The organism is Altererythrobacter rubellus (assembly GCF_030284385.1).
In the GTDB taxonomy this organism is placed as follows: Bacteria; Pseudomonadota; Alphaproteobacteria; order Sphingomonadales; family Sphingomonadaceae; genus Erythrobacter; species Erythrobacter rubellus.
The window spans coordinates 999,104-1,017,659 of sequence record NZ_CP127221.1 but is presented as its reverse complement, the minus strand read 5'-3'; the positions used below and the strand labels follow the sequence as shown (position 1 = coordinate 1,017,659).

The 18,556-nt window shown below is 57.7% G+C and carries 20 protein-coding genes; 12 read left to right on the top strand and 8 right to left on the bottom strand.

What is annotated here, in order from left to right; translation table 11 throughout:
• Window positions 1-5: 5 nt before the first annotated feature.
• From atpA to QQX03_RS05045, 6 genes are all read left to right on the top strand, one after another.
• Window positions 6-1,535 carry a F0F1 ATP synthase subunit alpha gene (gene atpA / locus QQX03_RS05070; protein WP_285976779.1) on the top strand — a complete coding sequence of 510 codons (1,530 nt, stop codon included), beginning with the start codon at window positions 6-8 and terminating at the stop codon, window positions 1,533-1,535.
• A gap of 29 nt (window positions 1,536-1,564) precedes the next feature.
• Window positions 1,565-2,434, top strand: coding sequence for a F0F1 ATP synthase subunit gamma (locus QQX03_RS05065; RefSeq protein ID WP_285976778.1), 870 nt, complete (start codon window positions 1,565-1,567; stop codon window positions 2,432-2,434).
• A gap of 15 nt (window positions 2,435-2,449) precedes the next feature.
• On the top strand, window positions 2,450-2,803 hold the full coding sequence (locus tag QQX03_RS05060) for a lipoprotein (RefSeq protein ID WP_285976777.1): 354 nt from the start codon (window positions 2,450-2,452) through the stop codon (window positions 2,801-2,803).
• 27 nt (window positions 2,804-2,830) lie between these two features.
• Window positions 2,831-4,288, top strand: a complete 1,458-nt coding sequence (gene atpD, locus QQX03_RS05055; protein WP_285976776.1) for a F0F1 ATP synthase subunit beta — start codon at window positions 2,831-2,833, stop codon at window positions 4,286-4,288.
• A 20-nt stretch (window positions 4,289-4,308) separates the two neighbouring features.
• Window positions 4,309-4,566 (top strand): ATP synthase F1 subunit epsilon, encoded by a 258-nt coding sequence (locus QQX03_RS05050; protein ID WP_285976775.1) that lies wholly within the window; start codon window positions 4,309-4,311, stop codon window positions 4,564-4,566.
• Window positions 4,567-4,737: 171 nt separating this feature from the next.
• The gene (locus QQX03_RS05045; protein WP_285976774.1) at window positions 4,738-6,861 is read left to right on the top strand and encodes a prolyl oligopeptidase family serine peptidase; all 2,124 of its coding nucleotides are present in this window, start codon (window positions 4,738-4,740) and stop codon (window positions 6,859-6,861) included.
• A gap of 57 nt (window positions 6,862-6,918) precedes the next feature.
• Here the strand turns inward: QQX03_RS05045 and QQX03_RS05040 are convergent, their stop codons facing one another.
• Window positions 6,919-7,575 carry an SOUL family heme-binding protein gene (locus QQX03_RS05040; protein ID WP_285976773.1) on the bottom strand — a complete coding sequence of 219 codons (657 nt, stop codon included), beginning with the start codon at window positions 7,573-7,575 and terminating at the stop codon, window positions 6,919-6,921.
• A 221-nt stretch (window positions 7,576-7,796) separates the two neighbouring features.
• On the opposite strand from QQX03_RS05040, the gene QQX03_RS05035 reads away from it, so the two are divergent.
• Window positions 7,797-8,087 carry a DUF1153 domain-containing protein gene (locus QQX03_RS05035; protein ID WP_285976772.1) on the top strand — a complete coding sequence of 97 codons (291 nt, stop codon included), beginning with the start codon at window positions 7,797-7,799 and terminating at the stop codon, window positions 8,085-8,087.
• A gap of 74 nt (window positions 8,088-8,161) precedes the next feature.
• Here QQX03_RS05035 and QQX03_RS05030 read toward each other — a convergent pair whose 3' ends face one another.
• Both QQX03_RS05030 and glmU read right to left on the bottom strand, forming a co-directional pair.
• Window positions 8,162-8,437 (bottom strand): HNH endonuclease, encoded by a 276-nt coding sequence (locus tag QQX03_RS05030; RefSeq protein WP_432762835.1) that lies wholly within the window; start codon window positions 8,435-8,437, stop codon window positions 8,162-8,164.
• Between the two features lie 7 nt (window positions 8,438-8,444).
• Window positions 8,445-9,797, bottom strand: a complete 1,353-nt coding sequence (glmU, locus tag QQX03_RS05025) for a bifunctional UDP-N-acetylglucosamine diphosphorylase/glucosamine-1-phosphate N-acetyltransferase GlmU (protein WP_285976771.1) — start codon at window positions 9,795-9,797, stop codon at window positions 8,445-8,447.
• Between the two features lie 59 nt (window positions 9,798-9,856).
• Here glmU and QQX03_RS05020 point away from each other — a divergent pair, with 59 nt between their 5' ends.
• Window positions 9,857-10,540 (top strand): HAD-IA family hydrolase, encoded by a 684-nt coding sequence (locus tag QQX03_RS05020; protein ID WP_285976770.1) that lies wholly within the window; start codon window positions 9,857-9,859, stop codon window positions 10,538-10,540.
• A 135-nt stretch (window positions 10,541-10,675) separates the two neighbouring features.
• On the top strand, window positions 10,676-11,611 hold the full coding sequence (locus QQX03_RS05015; RefSeq protein WP_285976769.1) for an SDR family NAD(P)-dependent oxidoreductase: 936 nt from the start codon (window positions 10,676-10,678) through the stop codon (window positions 11,609-11,611).
• Window positions 11,612-11,836: 225 nt separating this feature from the next.
• On the opposite strand, the gene QQX03_RS05010 is transcribed toward QQX03_RS05015, so the two are convergent.
• Genes QQX03_RS05010 through QQX03_RS04995 form a run of 4 tightly spaced genes read right to left on the bottom strand, consistent with a single transcriptional unit; the run spans window position 11,837 to window position 14,834 of the window.
• On the bottom strand, window positions 11,837-12,202 hold the full coding sequence (locus QQX03_RS05010) for a DUF2794 domain-containing protein (RefSeq protein WP_285976768.1): 366 nt from the start codon (window positions 12,200-12,202) through the stop codon (window positions 11,837-11,839).
• Window positions 12,202-12,906 (bottom strand): serine O-acetyltransferase EpsC, encoded by a 705-nt coding sequence (gene epsC / locus QQX03_RS05005; RefSeq protein WP_285976767.1) that lies wholly within the window; start codon window positions 12,904-12,906, stop codon window positions 12,202-12,204. Before epsC ends, QQX03_RS05010 begins: the two co-directional genes overlap by 1 nt.
• Before the next feature lie 26 nt (window positions 12,907-12,932).
• Window positions 12,933-13,544 carry a P-loop NTPase family protein gene (locus QQX03_RS05000; protein WP_285976766.1) on the bottom strand — a complete coding sequence of 204 codons (612 nt, stop codon included), beginning with the start codon at window positions 13,542-13,544 and terminating at the stop codon, window positions 12,933-12,935.
• A gap of 18 nt (window positions 13,545-13,562) precedes the next feature.
• Complete coding sequence (locus QQX03_RS04995; RefSeq protein ID WP_285976765.1) at window positions 13,563-14,834, bottom strand: heavy-metal-associated domain-containing protein; 1,272 nt, start codon at window positions 14,832-14,834, stop codon at window positions 13,563-13,565.
• A 73-nt stretch (window positions 14,835-14,907) separates the two neighbouring features.
• Between QQX03_RS04995 and purM the strand changes: the two genes are divergently transcribed.
• From purM to QQX03_RS04980, 3 genes are all read left to right on the top strand, one after another.
• Complete coding sequence (purM, locus tag QQX03_RS04990; protein WP_285976764.1) at window positions 14,908-16,011, top strand: phosphoribosylformylglycinamidine cyclo-ligase; 1,104 nt, start codon at window positions 14,908-14,910, stop codon at window positions 16,009-16,011.
• Window positions 16,004-16,591 (top strand): phosphoribosylglycinamide formyltransferase, encoded by a 588-nt coding sequence (purN, locus tag QQX03_RS04985; RefSeq protein WP_349665853.1) that lies wholly within the window; start codon window positions 16,004-16,006, stop codon window positions 16,589-16,591. Before purM ends, purN begins: the two co-directional genes overlap by 8 nt.
• Before the next feature lie 98 nt (window positions 16,592-16,689).
• Window positions 16,690-17,802, top strand: a complete 1,113-nt coding sequence (locus QQX03_RS04980) for a sulfotransferase family protein (RefSeq protein ID WP_285976763.1) — start codon at window positions 16,690-16,692, stop codon at window positions 17,800-17,802.
• Here the strand turns inward: QQX03_RS04980 and mddA are convergent.
• Complete coding sequence (gene mddA / locus QQX03_RS04975) at window positions 17,799-18,536, bottom strand: methanethiol S-methyltransferase (protein ID WP_285976762.1); 738 nt, start codon at window positions 18,534-18,536, stop codon at window positions 17,799-17,801. The genes QQX03_RS04980 and mddA overlap by 4 nt on opposite strands.
• Between the last annotated feature and the right edge of the window lie 20 nt (window positions 18,537-18,556).

Genomic DNA, 18,556 nt, shown 5'->3' with positions numbered 1-18,556 from the left:
AAGACATGGAAATCCGCGCCGCAGAAATCTCCAAGGTCATCAAAGACCAGATCGCCAATTTCGGCACTGAAGCAGAAGTCAGCGAAGTTGGCTCCGTTCTCTCTGTGGGCGACGGTATCGCCCGCATCCACGGCCTCGACAATGTCCAGGCCGGTGAGATGGTTGAGTTCGCCAATGGCGTTCAGGGCATGGCTCTGAACCTTGAAGCAGACAACGTCGGTGTAGTTATCTTCGGCTCTGACGCAGAGATCAAAGAAGGTGACAGCGTCAAGCGCACCGAAACCATCGTGGACGTTCCGGTTGGCAAAGCTCTGCTGGGCCGCGTTGTTGACGCTCTGGGCAACCCGATTGACGGCAAGGGCCCGATCGAAACAACCGAGCGTAGCCGTGTCGAAGTGAAAGCGCCGGGCATCATCCCGCGCGAATCGGTTTCCGAGCCGGTGCAGTCGGGCCTGAAAGCCATCGACGCACTTGTTCCAGTTGGCCGCGGCCAGCGCGAGCTGATCATTGGTGACCGCCAGACCGGCAAGACCGCTGTCGCAATCGACACCTTCATCAACCAGAAGGGCCCGAACCAGAGCGACGACGAAAGCAAGAAGCTCTATTGCGTCTATGTAGCTGTCGGTCAGAAGCGTTCGACTGTTGCGCAGATTGTGAAGCAGCTCGAAGAAAACGGCGCGATGGAATACTCCATCGTGGTCGCTGCAACCGCTTCAGAGCCTGCACCACTGCAATATCTCGCACCGTACACCGGCTGCGCGATGGGCGAATTCTTCCGCGACAACGGCATGCACGCTGTGATCGTGTATGACGATCTTTCGAAGCAGGCTGTTGCCTATCGTCAGATGTCGCTTCTGCTTCGTCGTCCTCCGGGCCGTGAAGCCTATCCAGGTGACGTTTTCTATCTCCACAGCCGCCTGCTTGAGCGCGCGGCGAAGATGAACAAGGATAATGGTGGCGGTTCACTGACAGCGCTGCCAATCATTGAAACGCAGGCAGGCGACGTGTCGGCCTACATTCCGACCAACGTGATCTCGATCACGGACGGCCAGATCTTCCTTGAAACCGACCTGTTCTTCCAGGGTATCCGCCCGGCGATTAACGTGGGTCTGTCGGTTAGCCGTGTTGGCGGCGCCGCCCAGACAAAGGCTATGAAGAAGGTTTCCGGTTCAATGAAACTGGACCTGGCGCAGTACCGCGAAATGGCGGCTTTTGCGCAGTTCGGTTCTGACCTTGATGCGTCGACACAGAAGCTGCTTAACCGCGGTGCACGCCTGACCGAACTGCTGAAGCAGCCGCAGTTCAGCCCGCTGCCGTTTGAAGAGCAAACCGTGTCGATCTTCGCTGGTACCAACGGATTCATCGATCCTGTCGATGTTGATCGCGTGACCGACTACGAAGAGCAAATGTTGGCTTACTTCCGCAGCGAGCACGCAGACATTCTTAAGGACATTCGCGAAAGCACGAAGTTCGAAGATGATGTGAAGGACCGCACGGTCAAGGCGCTCGAAGCCTTCGCTAAGCAGTTCGCTTAAGCCTGAGAGAGACTGACTAGGGAGCCACCATGGCCTCGCTTAAAGAACTCAAGGATCGGATCGGGTCGGTAAAATCGACTCAGAAGATCACCAAGGCCAAACAGATGGTCGCAGCGGCGAAATTGCGCCGTGCGCAGTCAGCTGCCGAAGCTGCACGCCCATACGCAGAGCGTCTGGCGGCGGTGATGGCATCGCTCGCGACCAAGGTTAGCGGCGATAGCGCGCCGAAACTGCTGGCTGGCACTGGTTCGAACCAGAAACACCTGCTGGTCGTGGTCAACACGGACAAGGGCCTGTGCGGCGGATTGAACTCGAACATCGTCAAGGAAGCCAAGCTTCAGGCGAAGAAGCTGATTGCTGAAGGCAAGGACGTTCAGTTCTATCTTGTTGGCAAGAAAGGCCGCGCACCGATCAAGCGTGATTATGCGAACAAGATCGCGAAGCATTTCGACACCTCGAACGTGAAGACGCCAGGATTCGAAGAAGCAGACGCGGTCGCAGACGAACTCATCGCGATGTTCGAAGATGGCGCGTTCGATGTTGCCCATCTTGTCGCCCCTACCTTCCAGTCTGCGCTGGTTCAGACTCCGACGACAGCACAATTGATCCCGGTTCCTTCTCCAGAGGAAGCAAGCGGCGGCGATGCAGTTGTTGAATATGAGCCAGGCGAAGAGGAAATCCTCGAGGAATTGCTGCCACGATACGTGAAGACGCAAATCTTCGGCGCACTGCTGGAACGTGAAGCATCCGAGCAAGGCGCTTCGATGACTGCTATGGACAACGCCACGCGTAACGCAGGCGACCTCATCAACAAGCTGACCATTCAGTACAACCGCAGCCGTCAGGCCGCGATTACCACTGAACTGATCGAAATTATCGCTGGCGCGGAAGCGCTTTAACAATAGGACGAAACAGTGAAGAAGATCATCCTCCCGCTTCTCTCCGTGTTCGCTCTCGCGGCTTGCGGTGAAGAACCCGCACCTGCGCCAGAAGCAGAAGCCGCAGAAGCAGTTGTCGAAGCGCCGGTTGAACCCGCACTTCCAGCTCCAAATCAGGAAATTTTCTCAACCGTTTTCGCGGCGTCATGCCCGAGCGCAAAGCCGGTTAACACCGCTGCCTGCCGTCGTGCAGGCATGGGCAGTGACGACGTGATTTGCGAGTACGGTTTGGGTGAAGACGAATACCTCCGCAATAAGGCAACCTTAACCGCAGGCGATGGCGAGTGGGTGTTGACCGACACTGAAACAGTTTGCGCCACCGGCGCGTAAGTATTTGACCAAGGCAGGACATAGAAAATGGCCACCGCACCTGTAATGAACAAGACAACCACTGGCAGAATTACCCAGGTCATCGGCGCTGTTGTCGACGTGACCTTCGAAGGCGAACTGCCCGCGATTCTCTCCGCGCTGGAGACGATGAACGGCGACAAGAAGCTGGTTCTAGAAGTTGCCCAGCACCTGGGTGAGAACACCGTTCGCACAATCGCGATGGACTCGACCGAAGGTCTTACTCGCGGTCAGGATGTATCCAGTACTGGCGCGCAGATTTCTGTGCCGGTTGGCCCGAAAACACTCGGCCGCATCATGAATGTGGTGGGCGAGCCGATTGACGAGCGCGGCCCGATTGGCGCTGAAAAGACCTCGCCAATTCACGCTGAAGCGCCACTGTTCGTCGACCAGTCAACAGAGGCCGCCATCCTCGTGACCGGCATCAAGGTTATCGACCTTCTCGCTCCTTATGCAAAGGGCGGCAAGATCGGCCTGTTCGGTGGTGCCGGCGTGGGCAAGACAGTTCTGATTCAAGAGCTGATCAACAACATCGCAAAGGGTCACGGCGGCGTGTCCGTGTTTGCTGGCGTGGGTGAGCGTACCCGCGAAGGTAACGACCTTTATCACGAGTTCCTCGACGCAGGCGTTATTGCCAAGAATGATGCTGGCGAAGCCATCAGCGAAGGCTCTAAAGTGGCGCTGGTGTTCGGCCAGATGAACGAACCTCCTGGTGCGCGCGCACGTGTTGCTCTTTCGGGTCTGACCATGGCGGAATACTTCCGCGATGAGGAAGGCCAGGACGTTCTGTTCTTCGTCGACAACATCTTCCGCTTTACGCAGGCTGGTTCAGAAGTGTCCGCACTTCTCGGCCGTATCCCGTCGGCTGTGGGCTATCAGCCGACCCTGTCGACTGACATGGGTAACCTGCAAGAGCGTATTACTTCGACAACCAAGGGCTCGATTACCTCGGTTCAGGCAATTTACGTTCCTGCCGATGACTTGACCGACCCTGCGCCAGCAACTTCGTTTGCGCACTTGGATGCGACCACCACGCTGTCGCGTGCGATCTCCGAACTCGGCATTTATCCGGCGGTTGACCCGCTGGACTCAACCAGCCGCGTTCTTGAGCCGCGCGTTGTCGGCACCGAGCACTACGAGACTGCTCGCCGCGTTCAGGAAACGCTGCAGAAGTACAAATCGCTGCAAGACATCATCGCCATTCTCGGCATGGACGAGCTTTCGGAAGAAGATAAGCTGACCGTTGCGCGCGCGCGCAAGATCCAGCGCTTCCTGTCTCAGCCGTTCCACGTGGCGGAAGTCTTCACCAACATTCCGGGTCTGTTCGTACAGCTCGAAGATACGATCAAATCGTTCAAGGCTGTTGTTGATGGCGAATATGACCACCTGCCTGAAGCGGCCTTCTACATGGTTGGCGGCATCGACATGGCGGTCGAAAAAGCCAAGAAAATGGCTGAGGAAGCCTAAGCCGGGCCAAGGAAAAGACAATGGCACTGCACTTTGAACTCGTTACTCCGGCCAAGCTGGTCCGCTCGGAAGACGTCCATATGGTCGTCGTCCCCGGCACCGAAGGTGAATTCGGTGTACTGGAAGGCCATGCGCCTTTCATGTCGACCATCCGCGACGGTGCGGTTCAGGTTTACGCCAAGGAAGGCGTAGAACCTGAGTTGATCGAAGTGCGCGGCGGTTTCGCCGAAGTGGGCGAAAACGGGCTGACAGTCTTGGCAGAAAAGATCGAAGAGTAACCCTCCTCGACACAGATGAAATTGGAAAGGGCGGCCATTTGGTCGCCCTTTTTCGTTGGAATCTCCTTCACATTCGACGTTGCAACCGCCACATAACTATCGACGGAATTCCCCCAAAGGAGAGGATATTTGAAAATTGTTTCGACAATTGCCCTGGCAGGTGCACTTGCCATGACCACATCCCCGGCATTTGCAGATGGCCACGGCCACCACGAGCATGAGGCTGAAGCCGCCGAAGACGGTGTGCCTGGCCCTGAACAGGATCCCTATATCTGGCTGGAAGAAGCCCGCAGCGAAGAGGCGCTTGCCTGGGTACGGGCAGAGAACGAACGCACCTTGGCGCATATGGAAGCCGATCCGCGCTTCGAACAGCTTAAGAACGATGCTTTGGAAATCCTCGATAGCGAGGACCGCATTCCTTTCGTCTCCTTCCGCCCGGATGGCCTGTACAATTTCTGGCAGGACAAGGAAAACCCGAAGGGTCTACTTCGCCGGACAACTCTGGAAAGCTATCAAACCGATGATCCCGAATGGGAGATCATCCTTGACGTTGATGCCCTCGCAACGGCTGAAGGCATGGAATGGGTCTACAAAGGCTCATCCTGCCTGCCCCCGGCACTCAACAGATGCATGATTGCACTTTCGGATGGTGGCGAAGACGCGACTATACTGCGCGAATTTGACACCTCGTCGAAGGAGTTTGTCGAAGATGGATTTGTGCTGGATCAAAAGAGCCAGGGCGGCATCCAATGGGTCGATGAAGACACCATGCTCGTTTCACGCAACTTCAGCGAAGAACTGCAGACCGAGAGCGAATATCCCTACACAACCCGCATCTGGACACGTGGCGCATCAATTGAGGATGCGCCGGAAATCTTCCGCGGAGAGAAGACCGATGTATCTTCGGGCGCCTATCTGCTTCGCGACAATGACGCGACGGTGCATGCCCGGATCGCGTATAGATCAGTCAGCTTCCATGAGGTCGAATACTACGTCGAGAAAGATGGCGAGTGGCTACGCCTTGATATTCCACTCAAAACATCGCCCTACGGCATTGTGGACGGCCACATTCTCTATTCGACCGATGTCGATTGGGAGGTTGATGGCCAAACCTTCCCGGCGGACAGCTTGATCGCGGTCGATCTGGAAGAATGGAAAGCCGATCCAAACGGCGCGAAGAAAACGCTGGTATGGGCTCCCGCTGAACGCCAGACGAAACGCGGCGGCGCTATCACGGGCAATTCGCTATTCGTGGGCATGCTCGACAATGTCGTTGGCAAGGTCGTCCAATTCGATTTCGAAGATGGCGCGTGGGTCAGCAAGCAGGTTGATCTGCCAGACAATGCAACCGTAGGCATTGCGGCATCGTCTTCTGAAACCGACCAGATCATGTTCACGGTTACGGATTTCCTCAATCCTACCACGCTGTATTATTCGGACGGCGGCACTCCACTGGCGCTCAAGCAGTCACCCAGCCGATTTGACAAGGCGGGTATGGAAGTCGAGCAGCACGAGGCCACGAGCGCTGACGGGACCAAGATTTCTTATTTCATCGTCAAGCCAGAAGGTATGGAGATGAACGGCACCACAGCAACGCTGATGACCGGTTATGGAGGCTTCCAGGTTCCGCGCCTGCCCGGCTACCTTGGCACGACAGGCAAGCTGTGGCTTGAAAATGGCGGGGCCTATGTGCTGGCAAACCTGCGCGGGGGCGGTGAATTCGGCCCCGGCTGGCACCAGACCGCGATCCGCGAGAACAAGCAACGCACCTGGGATGACTTTATCGCTGTCGGTCAGGATCTGGTCGACAAGGGCTTCACCTCGCCTCAGCACCTCGGCATTCAGGGTGGCAGCCAAGGCGGATTGCTGGTCGGAACCGCCTTCACACAGCGCCCTGACCTGTTCGGCGGCGCAATCGTGCAGATCCCATTGTTCGATATGCTGCGCTATCACCTGATCGGGCGCGGCGCCTCGTGGATCGGCGAATATGGCGATCCACGCATTCCAGAGCAACGCGCATGGATCGAGGGGTACTCTCCCTATCAGAAGATCGTCGAAGGCGTGGACTACCCCACTCCGTTCCTATGGGCATCGACGGCAGATGACCGCACCCATCCTGCGCACGCGCGCAAGGGTGCAGCCAAGCTGAAGGAATTGGGCCAGCCTTACTTCTACTTCGAAGACATGACTGGCGGGCACTCGGGCGGCGTCGATAATGAACAACGCGCGAAGCTACAGGCGCTGCAATATGTCTATCTCATGCAACAGCTGATGGACAGTGGTGACGGCGAGTAAGTTACTGAAAAAAATGCATAAGGGCGGCCTGTTCGGGTCGCCCTTTTCATTTGGGGGTTACTCGGCAACCGGAATCAGCACCTCGTTACGGCGATATTGGGGCGGCACCATCGGGCTGTCATAAAAGGCATATTCAGGCGCGCCGATCGCTTCGATATCCTTCTCATTCATCCATTCGCGCAGAATGACCTCGGCCCGTTCCAAATTGCGGCTGCTCGAGGCGCCGGCAAACCGAACCACAGCCATCCTGCGCGCAGGAACTTCGGACAACGTGATGTCCTCTGCCGCTTCTGGCAGTGTCTCCAAGGTGTATTTGCGGGGCATCACGAACCGCGTGCGCCATGCCCCCTCTTGGCCGGGATCCTGCATCACAGGTGATGTCATCGCGATCTCTTCGGTTTGATCGACGATAACCGGAGAAGTCATGGCGATAGCTTCGCTCTGATCATCGCCCTCGTCGCGGCGAGGCCGTTCTTGAGCGAATATGTAAGCGGCAAGACGGCGGAAACCCGCATTCAGCGCTCTGCCCCGTTCGCCGCGATGGGTGACTTCAGCGACCAGCATGGGCTCATACTGACGAACCTCAAATCGATCCTCTTCAACCAGCGCTTGATACGCTGGCTGCTCATCATCCTCCTGAGCGTGGGCGGGCGCAAAGACGAGCCCCGCGGCTGCAGCTCCAGCCAATGCCAAGAACACTTTCCCGAATGCCATACGAATCCCCTTCGTCTTGAGATTTCAAGCGAATGAGAAGCGTATTGGTTCCATCTTTGCACTGACCCGTCAGCTAACCCGGATAACCTTGCGCGGTTCGTCGCATAAGCAGCACCGATCGAGTGTTTAACTCAAAAAGAACTATCTTTCGAAAGTCCGAATTAACTCAGAAAATCCACGATTTGTTTCCGCGGGGGTTATGGTTTTGTTGGAGAAAGTCGATGGTATACGCCCCAAATGAGAATGTGACTGACGCGATCAAGCGTGCCGGTCTGCCTCGGAATCACGACATTCACTGGTCCAAAGCGCGCAAGGAAGAGGTTGTGCAAGCCGTACGAGAGAAGCTGATAAGCTTCGACGAAGCGCGGTGGCGCTATCTGCTGAGTCACAGCGAGTTCCGCCAGTGGGAACAGCAGGTGGATGCCCGCCACGCACAGAAGGTCACTCCAAAACAACCGCTGGAGCTGCGCAATCGCGAGCTGGCCAGAGGCGGAGAGTTGGAAGAAGCCTGAGGTTTAGTCCGACAGGGTCGCAGCTACCAAGGGTCGCAACCCGTATCGTCACGCTAGCCGCCTGATCGAACGCACTATTTCCTGGTCGGTGCGTGAAAGTCAGGCGACTTGGAGCTGACCCAATTCACGAATTTGGCAATCTCCGGATGGGCGCGGATCGCCCCCTGATCTGCGCCCATTCTTGCAAGTTCGGCATTGGTAAAGTTCGCGTGGATCGCCTTGTGGCAGATCGGATGGATAGCCACAGTTTCGCGGCCCTTCTTCGCCTTCGGAACCGTGTGGTGCCACTGCATAAGCGTTTCGAACGGACGTTCGCACAACCAGCAGGTGAGGCAAGCGGCTTCGCTCACACGCGCCTCAATCTTTCTTCGCCGCTTTCTTCTTCATCGCGTCGTGAAACCGGTCCGCCCAGCCGGGCTTCACGATCTGCTCTCCACGCACCATGCGCAGGTCCCCGTCGCCAACGTCACGGCTGACCTCGCTGCCCGCAGCCACAATGGCATCCGCACCGATCTTTACCGGCGCGATAAGCGAACTGTTCGATCCAATGAAGGCGCGCGGGCCAATCTCGGTTTTGTATTTGAAATAGCCGTCGTAATTGCAGGTAATAGTACCCGCACCGATATTGGCGTTTTCGCCCACTATTGCATCACCCAGATAGGTGAGGTGGCTGGCCTTTGCCCCGGGGCCGAGCGTCGCTTTCTTCATTTCCACGAAATTGCCGACAAAGGCATTCTCTTCCAGCACTGCCCCCGGGCGCAGCCGGGCAAAGGGGCCGACTTGCGCGCCCGCACCGATGCTCGCGCCTTCGATATGGCTGAAGCCCTTGATCCATGCCCCATCGGCAACTGTAACGCCCGGACCGAATACGACATTAGGCTCAACCATAACGTCGCGACCCAGCCGGGTGTCATGGCTGAAGAAGACGGTTTCAGGCGCGACCAGCGTTGCGCCATCGGCCAGCGCGGCTTCACGGCGCGCAGCTTGCCACGCAGCTTCGGCAGCAGCCAATTCGCCGCGGCTGTTGATCCCGGTTACTTCGCCCGGATCATCGCATACCACCACCGCGCAAGCCCGGCCGTCTCCGATCGCGATATTGACGATGTCGGGCAGGTAATATTCACTCTGCGCATTGTCATTGCTGACCCGCGCGAGCAGCGCGAACAGATCTTCGCTCCGGGCGGCGAGCAGGCCAGAATTACACAGACTGCACGCACGCTCTTCTTCGCTAGCATCCTTGAATTCGATCATTTTGGATATGCTGCCAGCATTGTTGGCAATGACGCGGCCATAATGCCCTGGATCGGCGGGCTCGAAGCCCAAAACCACACAAGCGGGCTCATCTGCGCCATGCAGACGCTCCAGCATCGAGCGCATTGTTTCTGCGCGAACGAATGGGACATCTCCGTAAAGCACCAGCACATCACCGCTAAAGCCGGTGAGCGTATCCTGCGCATGCTGCACAGCATGGCCTGTGCCCAGTTGTGGCTCCTGCGGGACGGTTTCAGCCCGACCTCCAACCGCCCGCGCAATCTGATCTGCCTTGTCGCCGACCACGACAACGGTCTGTTTCGGTGCCAGCTCGTCCAGCGATGCAAGCAGATGGTCAAGCATCGCCCGTCCAGCAATCGGGTGCAGCACCTTGTGCAGGTCGCTCTTCATTCGTGTGCCCTTGCCCGCAGCAAGAACGATCGCAGCTAAATCACTCATATAAGCGATATGGCACCAAACGCTTGCGGTTTGAAGAACCATCCTCCACGGCGCGGTGCATGACTGATTTTCCCTTTGATGGTGTCGGGTTCGATCTCGACGGGACCTTGCTCGACACGTTTCGTGATTTGGGCGCAGCGGTGAACCATGCGCTCAAGCTAGGCGGCATGAAACCCGTGCCCGTGGACAGTTCGAAAGACCTGATCGGCGGTGGGGCAAAGATCATGCTGGCAAAGGCGGTCGAGGGACAGGGCGGTATGCCCGAAGACGATTTCCGCGCGCTCTATAAGGAGATGCTGCGATATTATGCGGAGCACAACGCGGTCTATACAGCTCCATACCCACATGCCGAAAGCGTGCTTGATGAACTCACGATGCGCGGTGTCAAAATGGCGGTGGTGACCAACAAGTTTGAAGAGTTTGCGACCAAGGTGCTGACAGAGCTTGGTCTGGCTCACCACTTCGTAGGGATCATTGGCGGGGATTCGATGGGGCGCGGTGAGGACGGCAAGTTTCTCGCCAAACCTGCACCTGATCCGGTGATTGAAGCCCGGAAAAGATGCGAAGCGCAACGTTTCGTATTTGTCGGCGACTCGACCTATGATGTAAAAGCCGCGCAAGGAGCGGGTGTACCGGTTGTCGCTGCAGCCTACGGCTATTGCGATCTGCCGGCACAGGATCTGGGCGCGGATGCGGTTATTGATTCGCTCAAAGCGCTGATTCCGGCTCTGGAAGCGCTCTGAGACGCACGATTGCCGCTACGGAATACAGCCTCGCTGCAACCGCCTGTTGCAACGCAGCAAAGAAAGTGCCACGCAGGCCGCATATTACGTAAACGGAAGGCCTGAGGCGGCCGGATAAGCAGGAGAGGATCCCCCATGAGCATCAACTTCAAGGACAAAGTAGCCATTGTAACCGGCGCTGGCGGCGGTCTGGGCCGTGAGTATGCGCTGGAACTGGCACGTCGCGGTGCGAAGGTCGTGGTGAATGACCTTGGCGGTTCGCGGGATGGCACAGGCCATTCGGACATGGCGCTGAAAGTGGTCGAGGAAATCGAGGCCATGGGCGGCGAAGCCATGTCGAACGGCGGTTCTGTCACTGAATACGAACAGATGGAAAAGATGGTCGCCGACGCCAAACAGAAATGGGGCGGCGTGCATGTCTTGATCAACAATGCCGGTGTGCTTCGCGATAAGACCTTCGCAAAGATGAGCCCGGAAGATTTTGAGTTTGTGTTGAAGGTACACCTGACCGGCTCAGCGTTCGTCACCAAGGCATGCTGGGAAACCTTCCGTGAGCAAGCCTATGGCCGTATCTTGATGACAGCATCGTCGACCGGCCTGTTCGGCAACTTTGGCCAGGCTAACTATGGCGCAGCGAAACTGGGTCTGGCTGGCCTCACCAAGACGCTTCAGCTTGAAGGCGCGAAGTACAACATTCGCGTGAACACGCTGTCGCCGGTTGCGGGTACACGCATGACGGAAGACCTTTTCCCGGAAGAAGCATTCAAGCTGTTCGATCCGGTCAACGTTGTTCCTGCTGCGCTGTTCCTGGTCAGCGAAGATTCGCCCACCAACGCAATCGTTGGCGCGGGCGCAGGCGGCTATCACAGCAGCTGGACCGTTATGAATGATGCGGTTTGGCTCAAGGAAGAAGACCGCACAGTCGAAGGCTTTGCCGCGAACTGGGACAAGATCAGCGAATTCTCGAACCTCACTGCCCCGCAATCGGGCAGCGAACAGAGCGGTAATATCCTGAAAGCGATGCAGAAAGTGCTTGGCGCAGACGCCGCACCGTCCAGCGCACGCGGATAATTCTCGCTGTAGAGCTGAATGTTGCGCTGACTGCGCTGGTAATCGGCTCTGCCCTGCTCACACTGTCGGCGTTCTGGACTCCGATCCGCTGGGCCGTTGTCCAGCCTCTGCCGCAGGATCTTCAGGCCCGTCTGCCGATAACAGCAGCGGCAACGTAATACTCCATAACTTCGAGTTGGACCGGAAAGGGCTCGTGCCTAGGCGCGGGCCCTTTTTCCTTAAGGCTTAGATATCGATTGCCTTCACCAGCCGCCGTTCGATCGGCGCCAGCACGCCGGCCAGCTCGTGCCCGCGCTTTAATACCTGGCCTTGTTCGCCAAACAGCGCCCACATGCCTTGTTTGCCGCGCAAGGCAGGGCGTTTCTCGATCCGTGTTTGAGGTTGCTCGGCTGTGCGCCGAAAGGCCGCAAACACCGCTACGTCCTTGGTGAAATCCATCGCATAGTCACGCCATTCACCGGCCGCGACCATTCGGCCATAGAGATCGAGAATGCGCTGTAATTCTTCGCGGTCAAATGCAATCTGGTTTGGAGCACGTCCGGGAAACGCGACGACTGATCCAGGAATCCCCGAACGCATACGAGAATTCATCAATCGTCAGTCCCGCTGCGTTGTGGGGGCACATTGAGCTCGTGTTCGGCCTTCAATGCTTCGATCTCTGCTTTCAGGACTTTCAATTCAACTTCCAGCTTTTCGATGCAATCGATGCGATTGCCTTCAGCATCTTCGCATTCCGGCGTAATGCCATAAGGAATAAACTCGCGCATCCATTCCTCGGCCGGGATCAGGGTCGAGCGTGCCTTGAACCCCACCATGGTTGCTCCCGCAGGGACATCTTCCACAACAACTGCATTTGCACCGACGCGTGCACGCTCACCCAAGGTGATCGGACCGATGATTTGCGCGCCCGAACCGATGATGACATTGTCCCCGATGGTGGGATGGCGCTTGCCCCCCACGCCGTTGGTCGGGTTTGTCCCACCTAATGTCACATTCTGGTAGATCGTGACATTGTCACCGATTTGCGCTGTTTCTCCAACCACCGTGAAACCGTGATCGATAAAGAAATTCTTCCCGATTTCCGCCCCGGGGTGAATATCGATTGCTGTCAGAAATCGCGAAAAATGGTTCACGAACCGCGCTAGAAAATAAAGCTTGGCTTCGTACAACCAATGCGCGACGCGGTGGAGCCCCAGCGCCCAAACACCTGGATAAAAAAGGATTTCCCAACGCGAACGCGGTGACGGATCGCGCGCCTTGACTGAGTCCAGATAGCCTTTGAGCCGGTCGAACATATTCAAATACTCCCACCAAACAGCCTTTAAAGCAAGCGTGCCTGCTCTGGGCCCCGTGTGGCTTCTAATGCGTCCCGCCACAGCGACATGGTGGCAGGGGCTTTGCGTTCAAGGCTCAAACGATCAATTGCAACCACGAGTCGCTCAATTCCCGCGAAGCTGCGCTCCGCCCGTGGAACCAGATAATCGACAGCTCCATCAGCCAGTGCAAGCCCGCGCTGAACAGCGATCGCTTCGATCAGATGCGCCGCCATATCGTCATCCGGCACACCAATCTCAAGCTGCAACGAACCACTCAGGCGGGATTTCAAATCGGGCAATGTGATGTCCCACGGCTGGCGATTTGAAATCAATAGAAGCGGCTCACCCGATTCCTGCGCGCGGTTCCAACGGTGGAAAAGTTCCGCTTCATCCCAGGCGTCAGCACCATCGACTACCGCTATGCCCTGCCCCAGCGCCCATTTGCCGAACAGGCTTTTTCCGGAACGTTCAGGTCCGGTGAGGACCGCCGTGTTGAAGGGCCAGCGCTCGGGCTTCAATAGCGCTTCATAGGCCGCCTTATTGGCGTTCCCAATCACTATGCGAGAAGGGTCGCCTGAACCGGAAAGTGATAATGGAAGCGCAATCTGTGACGGCATGGTGGGGCTCTTTCGAACCTATCGACTGATTGCGAGCGCGTCTGCGCCTTGCGTCACATTATAGCCGCGCTCTCGCAGGCCCTGCGCCAATGCATCAAGCGATCCGCCAAAGCTGACACGCATGACCGAAGTGCCTCCAAACGCGAGGCTGGTTGTTGCCGCTCCGCGAACGCCGGGCACACTGCGCACCGCAGCCAATGTCGCGTCGATCGAGGCCGCATCGGGGCTGGCAAATTGGACGACATAGGAACTGACGATTGCGGGTTCGGTCGCGTTCGGCGCGACTGCGGGAGCTGTCGGATCCAGCTCTCCGGCTGTAATGGCCGCTTCTCGGCTTTGGATCGCTCGCCCGATTTCGATCAGCCGTGCCAAAGCGGGATCCATCTCAGCCGTCGTACTGATGTTCAAAGTCGGGTCTGGCCGCAATACACCTGCGGCCAAAGCCGCTTCGAAAATGCTGTCCATACGTGACACTGCTTCAGATAGCATTTCGGGCAGTTCCGCCGGCGATCCCGCGTCCATGGTAAAACTGTCGAGATAGCGGTTATCCGGGCCGTAGCGCGCAGTGAACGTCCCCTCTACGGGCCCGCCCGGGTAAGAATACTCAAGCCGCGCGACCGGCACGAGCACATCGGCGGCTGCAAATTGATCGAGGATCACGCGCCACCAGGTTCGGCTGCGGCGCATGCTCTGCCCATGGTTGAGCAGCAGCAAGTCTCCACCGGCGCCAGCAGGGCGAACATAGTTGATGCGGCTGGTGCCCGGATTGAATTCCGCCCAGGCCCGCTGCCACGGATTGCGAACTTCATACATGGTGTAGGTGCCCGCACTCGCAGTCACCGGCAGCAAGAGCATCGGTGCAGACGACCGACCACGTGAACCACCGCCAAGGTACTGGCCTGCGCGATTGCGATCAAAAATAACGCCGAGGCTGGCACGGTAGCGGCGCGGCCCGATGAGTTCCCGCTCGATCACGATGGCCGAGACCATACCGTCAATCTGCGAATCCGGTAGGTTCGGCCCACCAATCTTCGCCCAAGCATCGCGCTGAGCCTTGCGCCAGCCGGCTGCGCGCGCCTCTTCAGCGGTGTCACCGCGCACGTCGACCTCAATTCCTGTCACATCGATGTCACTGCTCGACGCGACCGGCGCAATTCCGCGATCCCCGGTGATCTGTGCTGTCAGCGCAGCAAGGCCCGCGACAAGCGCGATTACGCCGAGAATCGCAACCACAATTGTGCGGCTTGGAAGCGGTTGCGTAAGGCGCATGAAGGCAGATGATACAGTCATAGGGGAAAAGCTGATGCCTTTTGCCCAAAGGCGAGTGGAATTCCAAGCTCGAAAGGCTAAAGAGGTGGACATTATGGCCAATAACACACCGCCCGAAAGCTATACTTACGAAGACGCAGGCGTCTCGATTGATGCCGGCAACCGCTTGGTCAAGGCGATCGGTTCCCTGGTGAAAGCGACAATGCGCCCTGGTGCGGATGGCGAAATCGGCGGATTTGGCGGCTTTTTCGACCCCAAGGCGGCTGGCTATAAAGACCCTCTACTGGTTGCGGGCAACGATGGCGTCGGCACCAAGCTGAAGCTGGCGATCGATCACGACCGGCATGACACAGTCGGGATCGATCTGGTCGCCATGTGCGTCAACGATCTGATCGTGCAAGGCGCAGAACCGCTGTTCTTCCTGGACTATTTTGCCACCGGCAAGCTGGAAAATGGGGTTGCGGAACGCGTGATTGCGGGCATCGCCGAAGGCTGCAAACAAGCGGGATGCGCGTTGATTGGCGGGGAAACTGCTGAGATGCCCGGCATGTATGCCGCAGGTGATTATGATCTGGCTGGATTCTGTGTTGGCGCGGTTGAACGCGGCGAACAGCTGACCGGAGAGAAAGTTGCGCCGGGCCATATGTTGATCGGGCTTGCTTCCTCGGGCGTGCATTCGAACGGGTATTCGCTGGTGCGGCGCCTTGCTGCCGACAAGGGATGGAAACTGGATCGCCCTGCCCTGTTCGATTCAGATCGACTGCTGATTGATACGCTGATCGAGCCAACGCGAATCTATGTCACATCGCTGCTGCCGCTGGTTCGCGAAGGGTTGATCGACGGAATGGCGCATATCACCGGCGGCGGATTGCTTGAAAACATCCCGCGCGTTCTGCCCGAAGGCGCGCATGCGATGGTCGATGCCGATAGCTGGGAGCAGCCCCGGCTGATGGCCTTCCTGCAAGCGCAGGGGAATATCGAACCGGCGGAAATGGCGCGTACCTTCAATGGCGGCACCGGAATGGTGCTTGCGGTTGCGCCGGATCATCAGGATGCTGTCCTTACCCGGCTGGCAGATGCAGGCGAGAATGCCTTCACCATCGGCACAATCGAAGCGGGCGATCGGGGCTGCACCGTCAAGGGCAGCCAAGGGACATGGTCGGCCACGACCGACTGGGAAGCAAAGCACCTTGCCTAAGGCAAAGGTCGCCATTTTTATTTCCGGCAGCGGCACTAATATGGCCGCGCTGCTTTACGCCAGCAGGCTGCCAGATTGCCCCTATGAAGTCGTTCTGGTCGCCAGTAACCGGCCAGGCGCAGACGGGCTTTCGTTGGCTAGAGCCGAAGGCATTGCGACCTTTGCCCATTCGCACAAAGGCTTGGAGCGCGCCGATCACGACGCGGTGATGGAGCGCGCGGCGCAGGATGCGGACGCGGACTATATCGTTCTGGCCGGATACATGCGCATCCTGTCCGAAGAGTTTGTCTCGCGCTGGACGGGCAACATAATCAATATCCACCCTTCGCTGCTGCCCAAATACAAAGGGCTAAACACGCATGCACGTGCGATTGAGGCTGGCGACAGGCATGGCGGCGCGACCGTTCATCTGGTGACGCCGGAACTCGATTCAGGCGCAATCCTTGAGCAGGTAAAAGTCACCATTCTGCCCGAAGACACGCCTGACACGCTCGCCGAGCGGGTCAAGCTGGCTGAGTATCAGCTCTACCCCCGCGCACTGGCAAGCTATGTAGCCCGGGCAGCCCGGGTCACCGCCTGAGCGTGGGTGTGCTGCCTCCAGAGCGCCCGCACCCATTGGCGCGGACGCCCTTGGTCGACAAAGCCTGCGCCGCGCTGGAATTAGGATGGGCTAAGGGTGTGGCCCCACCTTCTATTGATCCCAATGATCTGTGGCGCCGCGCCGCCAAGGGCACCAGAATCGCTGCTGAACATGGCGGACGAAGCCAAGAGGACGTGATCGATTTTCGCGAACGGTTGATTGCTTTGTGCAGCGCCGTATCTGCTGAATCCAAACTCAATGCGCTTGGCAAAACCATGGCGCATGGTCAGATCGTACGGGTAATCAAACAGCGGCTGGGTCTGGGGCAACTTTGGTCGAACAAGCCTGAATTGCTGAAAACTGAACTGGCGCCGCCGATCATAGTGATTGGCCAAATGCGCAGCGGGACAACGCGTATTCACCGCTTGCTGGCGGCTGACCCGGCACACAGCGCCACGCGGTTTTGCGACAGCTGGAACCCGGTGCCACGAAGGCCTGATATGCGTCCGCTATCGGGCGCGATGATGCTCGCCATAGCGCGAAAGCTCGACCCTTGGATTGATGCGCTCCACCCGATGGGTTCACGGCGCGCTGAAGAGGAACTCGGCTGGCTTGCAAGCGCATTTGGTCACAGTACCTATGACACGCAATGGCATGTGCCGAGCTTCACGCGTTTTTGCGAAGAACGCGACCCTTCACCGCTTTATCGCGAATTTGCCAGAATTTTGCGCATCGACGCCGCGCATCACGGCAATGCCGACAAGCCCCGCGTGTTGAAGGTTCCACAGATCGCCGAAGAACTGCCGGCTCTGCTTGCACAATTCCCCAATGCCCGGTTGGTGGTGGCGAACCGTCATGACGAGGATGTCTTGCACAGTTCGATGTCAGTAGTAGCCAATCAGATGGCGATCCAGTCGGACGAAGTAGACCTTGAGTGGATCGAAGCCGAATGGCGTCGCAAGCTGGAGCTGCGCCATTCGCGCGTCCAGGCAGCGCTTGCAGATTTCAATGGCACAGTCGCGCATGTCCATTTCGATGAGCTGGGTGCCGATTGGGAAAACGAGATTGCGCGCATCTATCGCGAACTCGATATCGAGCTGACGCCGCAGGCGAGCGCTAAAATGCTCAAGGAAATGACGAGCAGCAAAAGCGGCGCGCACAGAGCGCACGCCGCCCAGTTGCAAAGGTTCAAATCAGGAAAACCGGTTTAGGGGACTTTGCCGATCCCCGGCAGGAACGCACCGACCCGCTTGCGATACTCGGCATATTCCTGGCCAAAGACATCCAGCAAATCTCGCTCCTCATAGGCAATCCCGATCACGATGTAGATCGTGAACCCGGCGGCCATGAAGGCATGACTGTATGTCATGTCAGGCGTCGCCCAAAGCCCCAGGAAGAAGCCGGTGTAAAGAGGGTGACGCACCAGCTTGTAGAACAGCGGCGTACGCATCTGCGGCGGCGATGCATTCTTTCCCGTGAGATTGTGCCAAGCCTGCTGCAATCCGAACAATTCGAAATGATTGAGCAGGAAAGTCGACAGCAGCAGGATCGCCCAACCAAGCCAGAACACAGCCCAGATTGCCGTGCGCGCTGCTTCGTTCTGGATCGACCAGATGGTTCCTTCGATCGGGTGCCAGTAATGAAATAGTGCGCCCAATACCAAAACAGTAGCAAGCAGGTAAAAGCTGCGCTCGACCGGCGCAGGAATTACCTTTGTCCACGCTTCCTTGAAAGTGGGGCGAGCCATTACGGTGTGTTGAACGCCAAAAAGTGCAATCAGGCCGACATTGACCAACAGAGCAGTAGCCAATGGACCTTCGCGTCCCTTGTCGACTGTTAGCGGCATGAAATCGAACGCGCCGACCCAGCCGATCAGAAAAAGTAGAGCCGCAACGGCGGCGGTATAAAATGTCAGTGAAACCAACATCAACAGCAATCTGCCCATGATTCCCTCCCCCAGAATCA

Bases quoted from the DNA above. Each gene is read 5' to 3' on its own strand.
- atpA (WP_285976779.1), top strand. From the start codon at position 6: ATGGAAATCCGCGCCGCAGAAATCTCCAAGGTCATCAAAGACCAGATC.
- QQX03_RS05065 (WP_285976778.1), top strand. From the start codon at position 1,565: ATGGCCTCGCTTAAAGAACTCAAGGATCGGATCGGGTCGGTAAAATCG.
- atpD (WP_285976776.1), top strand. From the start codon at position 2,831: ATGGCCACCGCACCTGTAATGAACAAGACAACCACTGGCAGAATTACC.
- QQX03_RS05050 (WP_285976775.1), top strand. From the start codon at position 4,309: ATGGCACTGCACTTTGAACTCGTTACTCCGGCCAAGCTGGTCCGCTCG.
- QQX03_RS05045 (WP_285976774.1), top strand. From the start codon at position 4,738: ATGACCACATCCCCGGCATTTGCAGATGGCCACGGCCACCACGAGCAT.
- QQX03_RS05040 (WP_285976773.1), bottom strand. From the start codon at position 7,575: ATGGCATTCGGGAAAGTGTTCTTGGCATTGGCTGGAGCTGCAGCCGCG.
- QQX03_RS05035 (WP_285976772.1), top strand. From the start codon at position 7,797: ATGGTATACGCCCCAAATGAGAATGTGACTGACGCGATCAAGCGTGCC.
- glmU (WP_285976771.1), bottom strand. From the start codon at position 9,797: ATGAGTGATTTAGCTGCGATCGTTCTTGCTGCGGGCAAGGGCACACGA.
- QQX03_RS05020 (WP_285976770.1), top strand. From the start codon at position 9,857: ATGACTGATTTTCCCTTTGATGGTGTCGGGTTCGATCTCGACGGGACC.
- QQX03_RS05015 (WP_285976769.1), top strand. From the start codon at position 10,676: ATGAGCATCAACTTCAAGGACAAAGTAGCCATTGTAACCGGCGCTGGC.
- QQX03_RS05010 (WP_285976768.1), bottom strand. From the start codon at position 12,202: ATGAATTCTCGTATGCGTTCGGGGATTCCTGGATCAGTCGTCGCGTTT.
- epsC (WP_285976767.1), bottom strand. From the start codon at position 12,906: ATGTTCGACCGGCTCAAAGGCTATCTGGACTCAGTCAAGGCGCGCGAT.
- QQX03_RS05000 (WP_285976766.1), bottom strand. From the start codon at position 13,544: ATGCCGTCACAGATTGCGCTTCCATTATCACTTTCCGGTTCAGGCGAC.
- QQX03_RS04995 (WP_285976765.1), bottom strand. From the start codon at position 14,834: ATGACTGTATCATCTGCCTTCATGCGCCTTACGCAACCGCTTCCAAGC.
- purM (WP_285976764.1), top strand. From the start codon at position 14,908: ATGGCCAATAACACACCGCCCGAAAGCTATACTTACGAAGACGCAGGC.
- mddA (WP_285976762.1), bottom strand. From the start codon at position 18,536: ATGGGCAGATTGCTGTTGATGTTGGTTTCACTGACATTTTATACCGCC.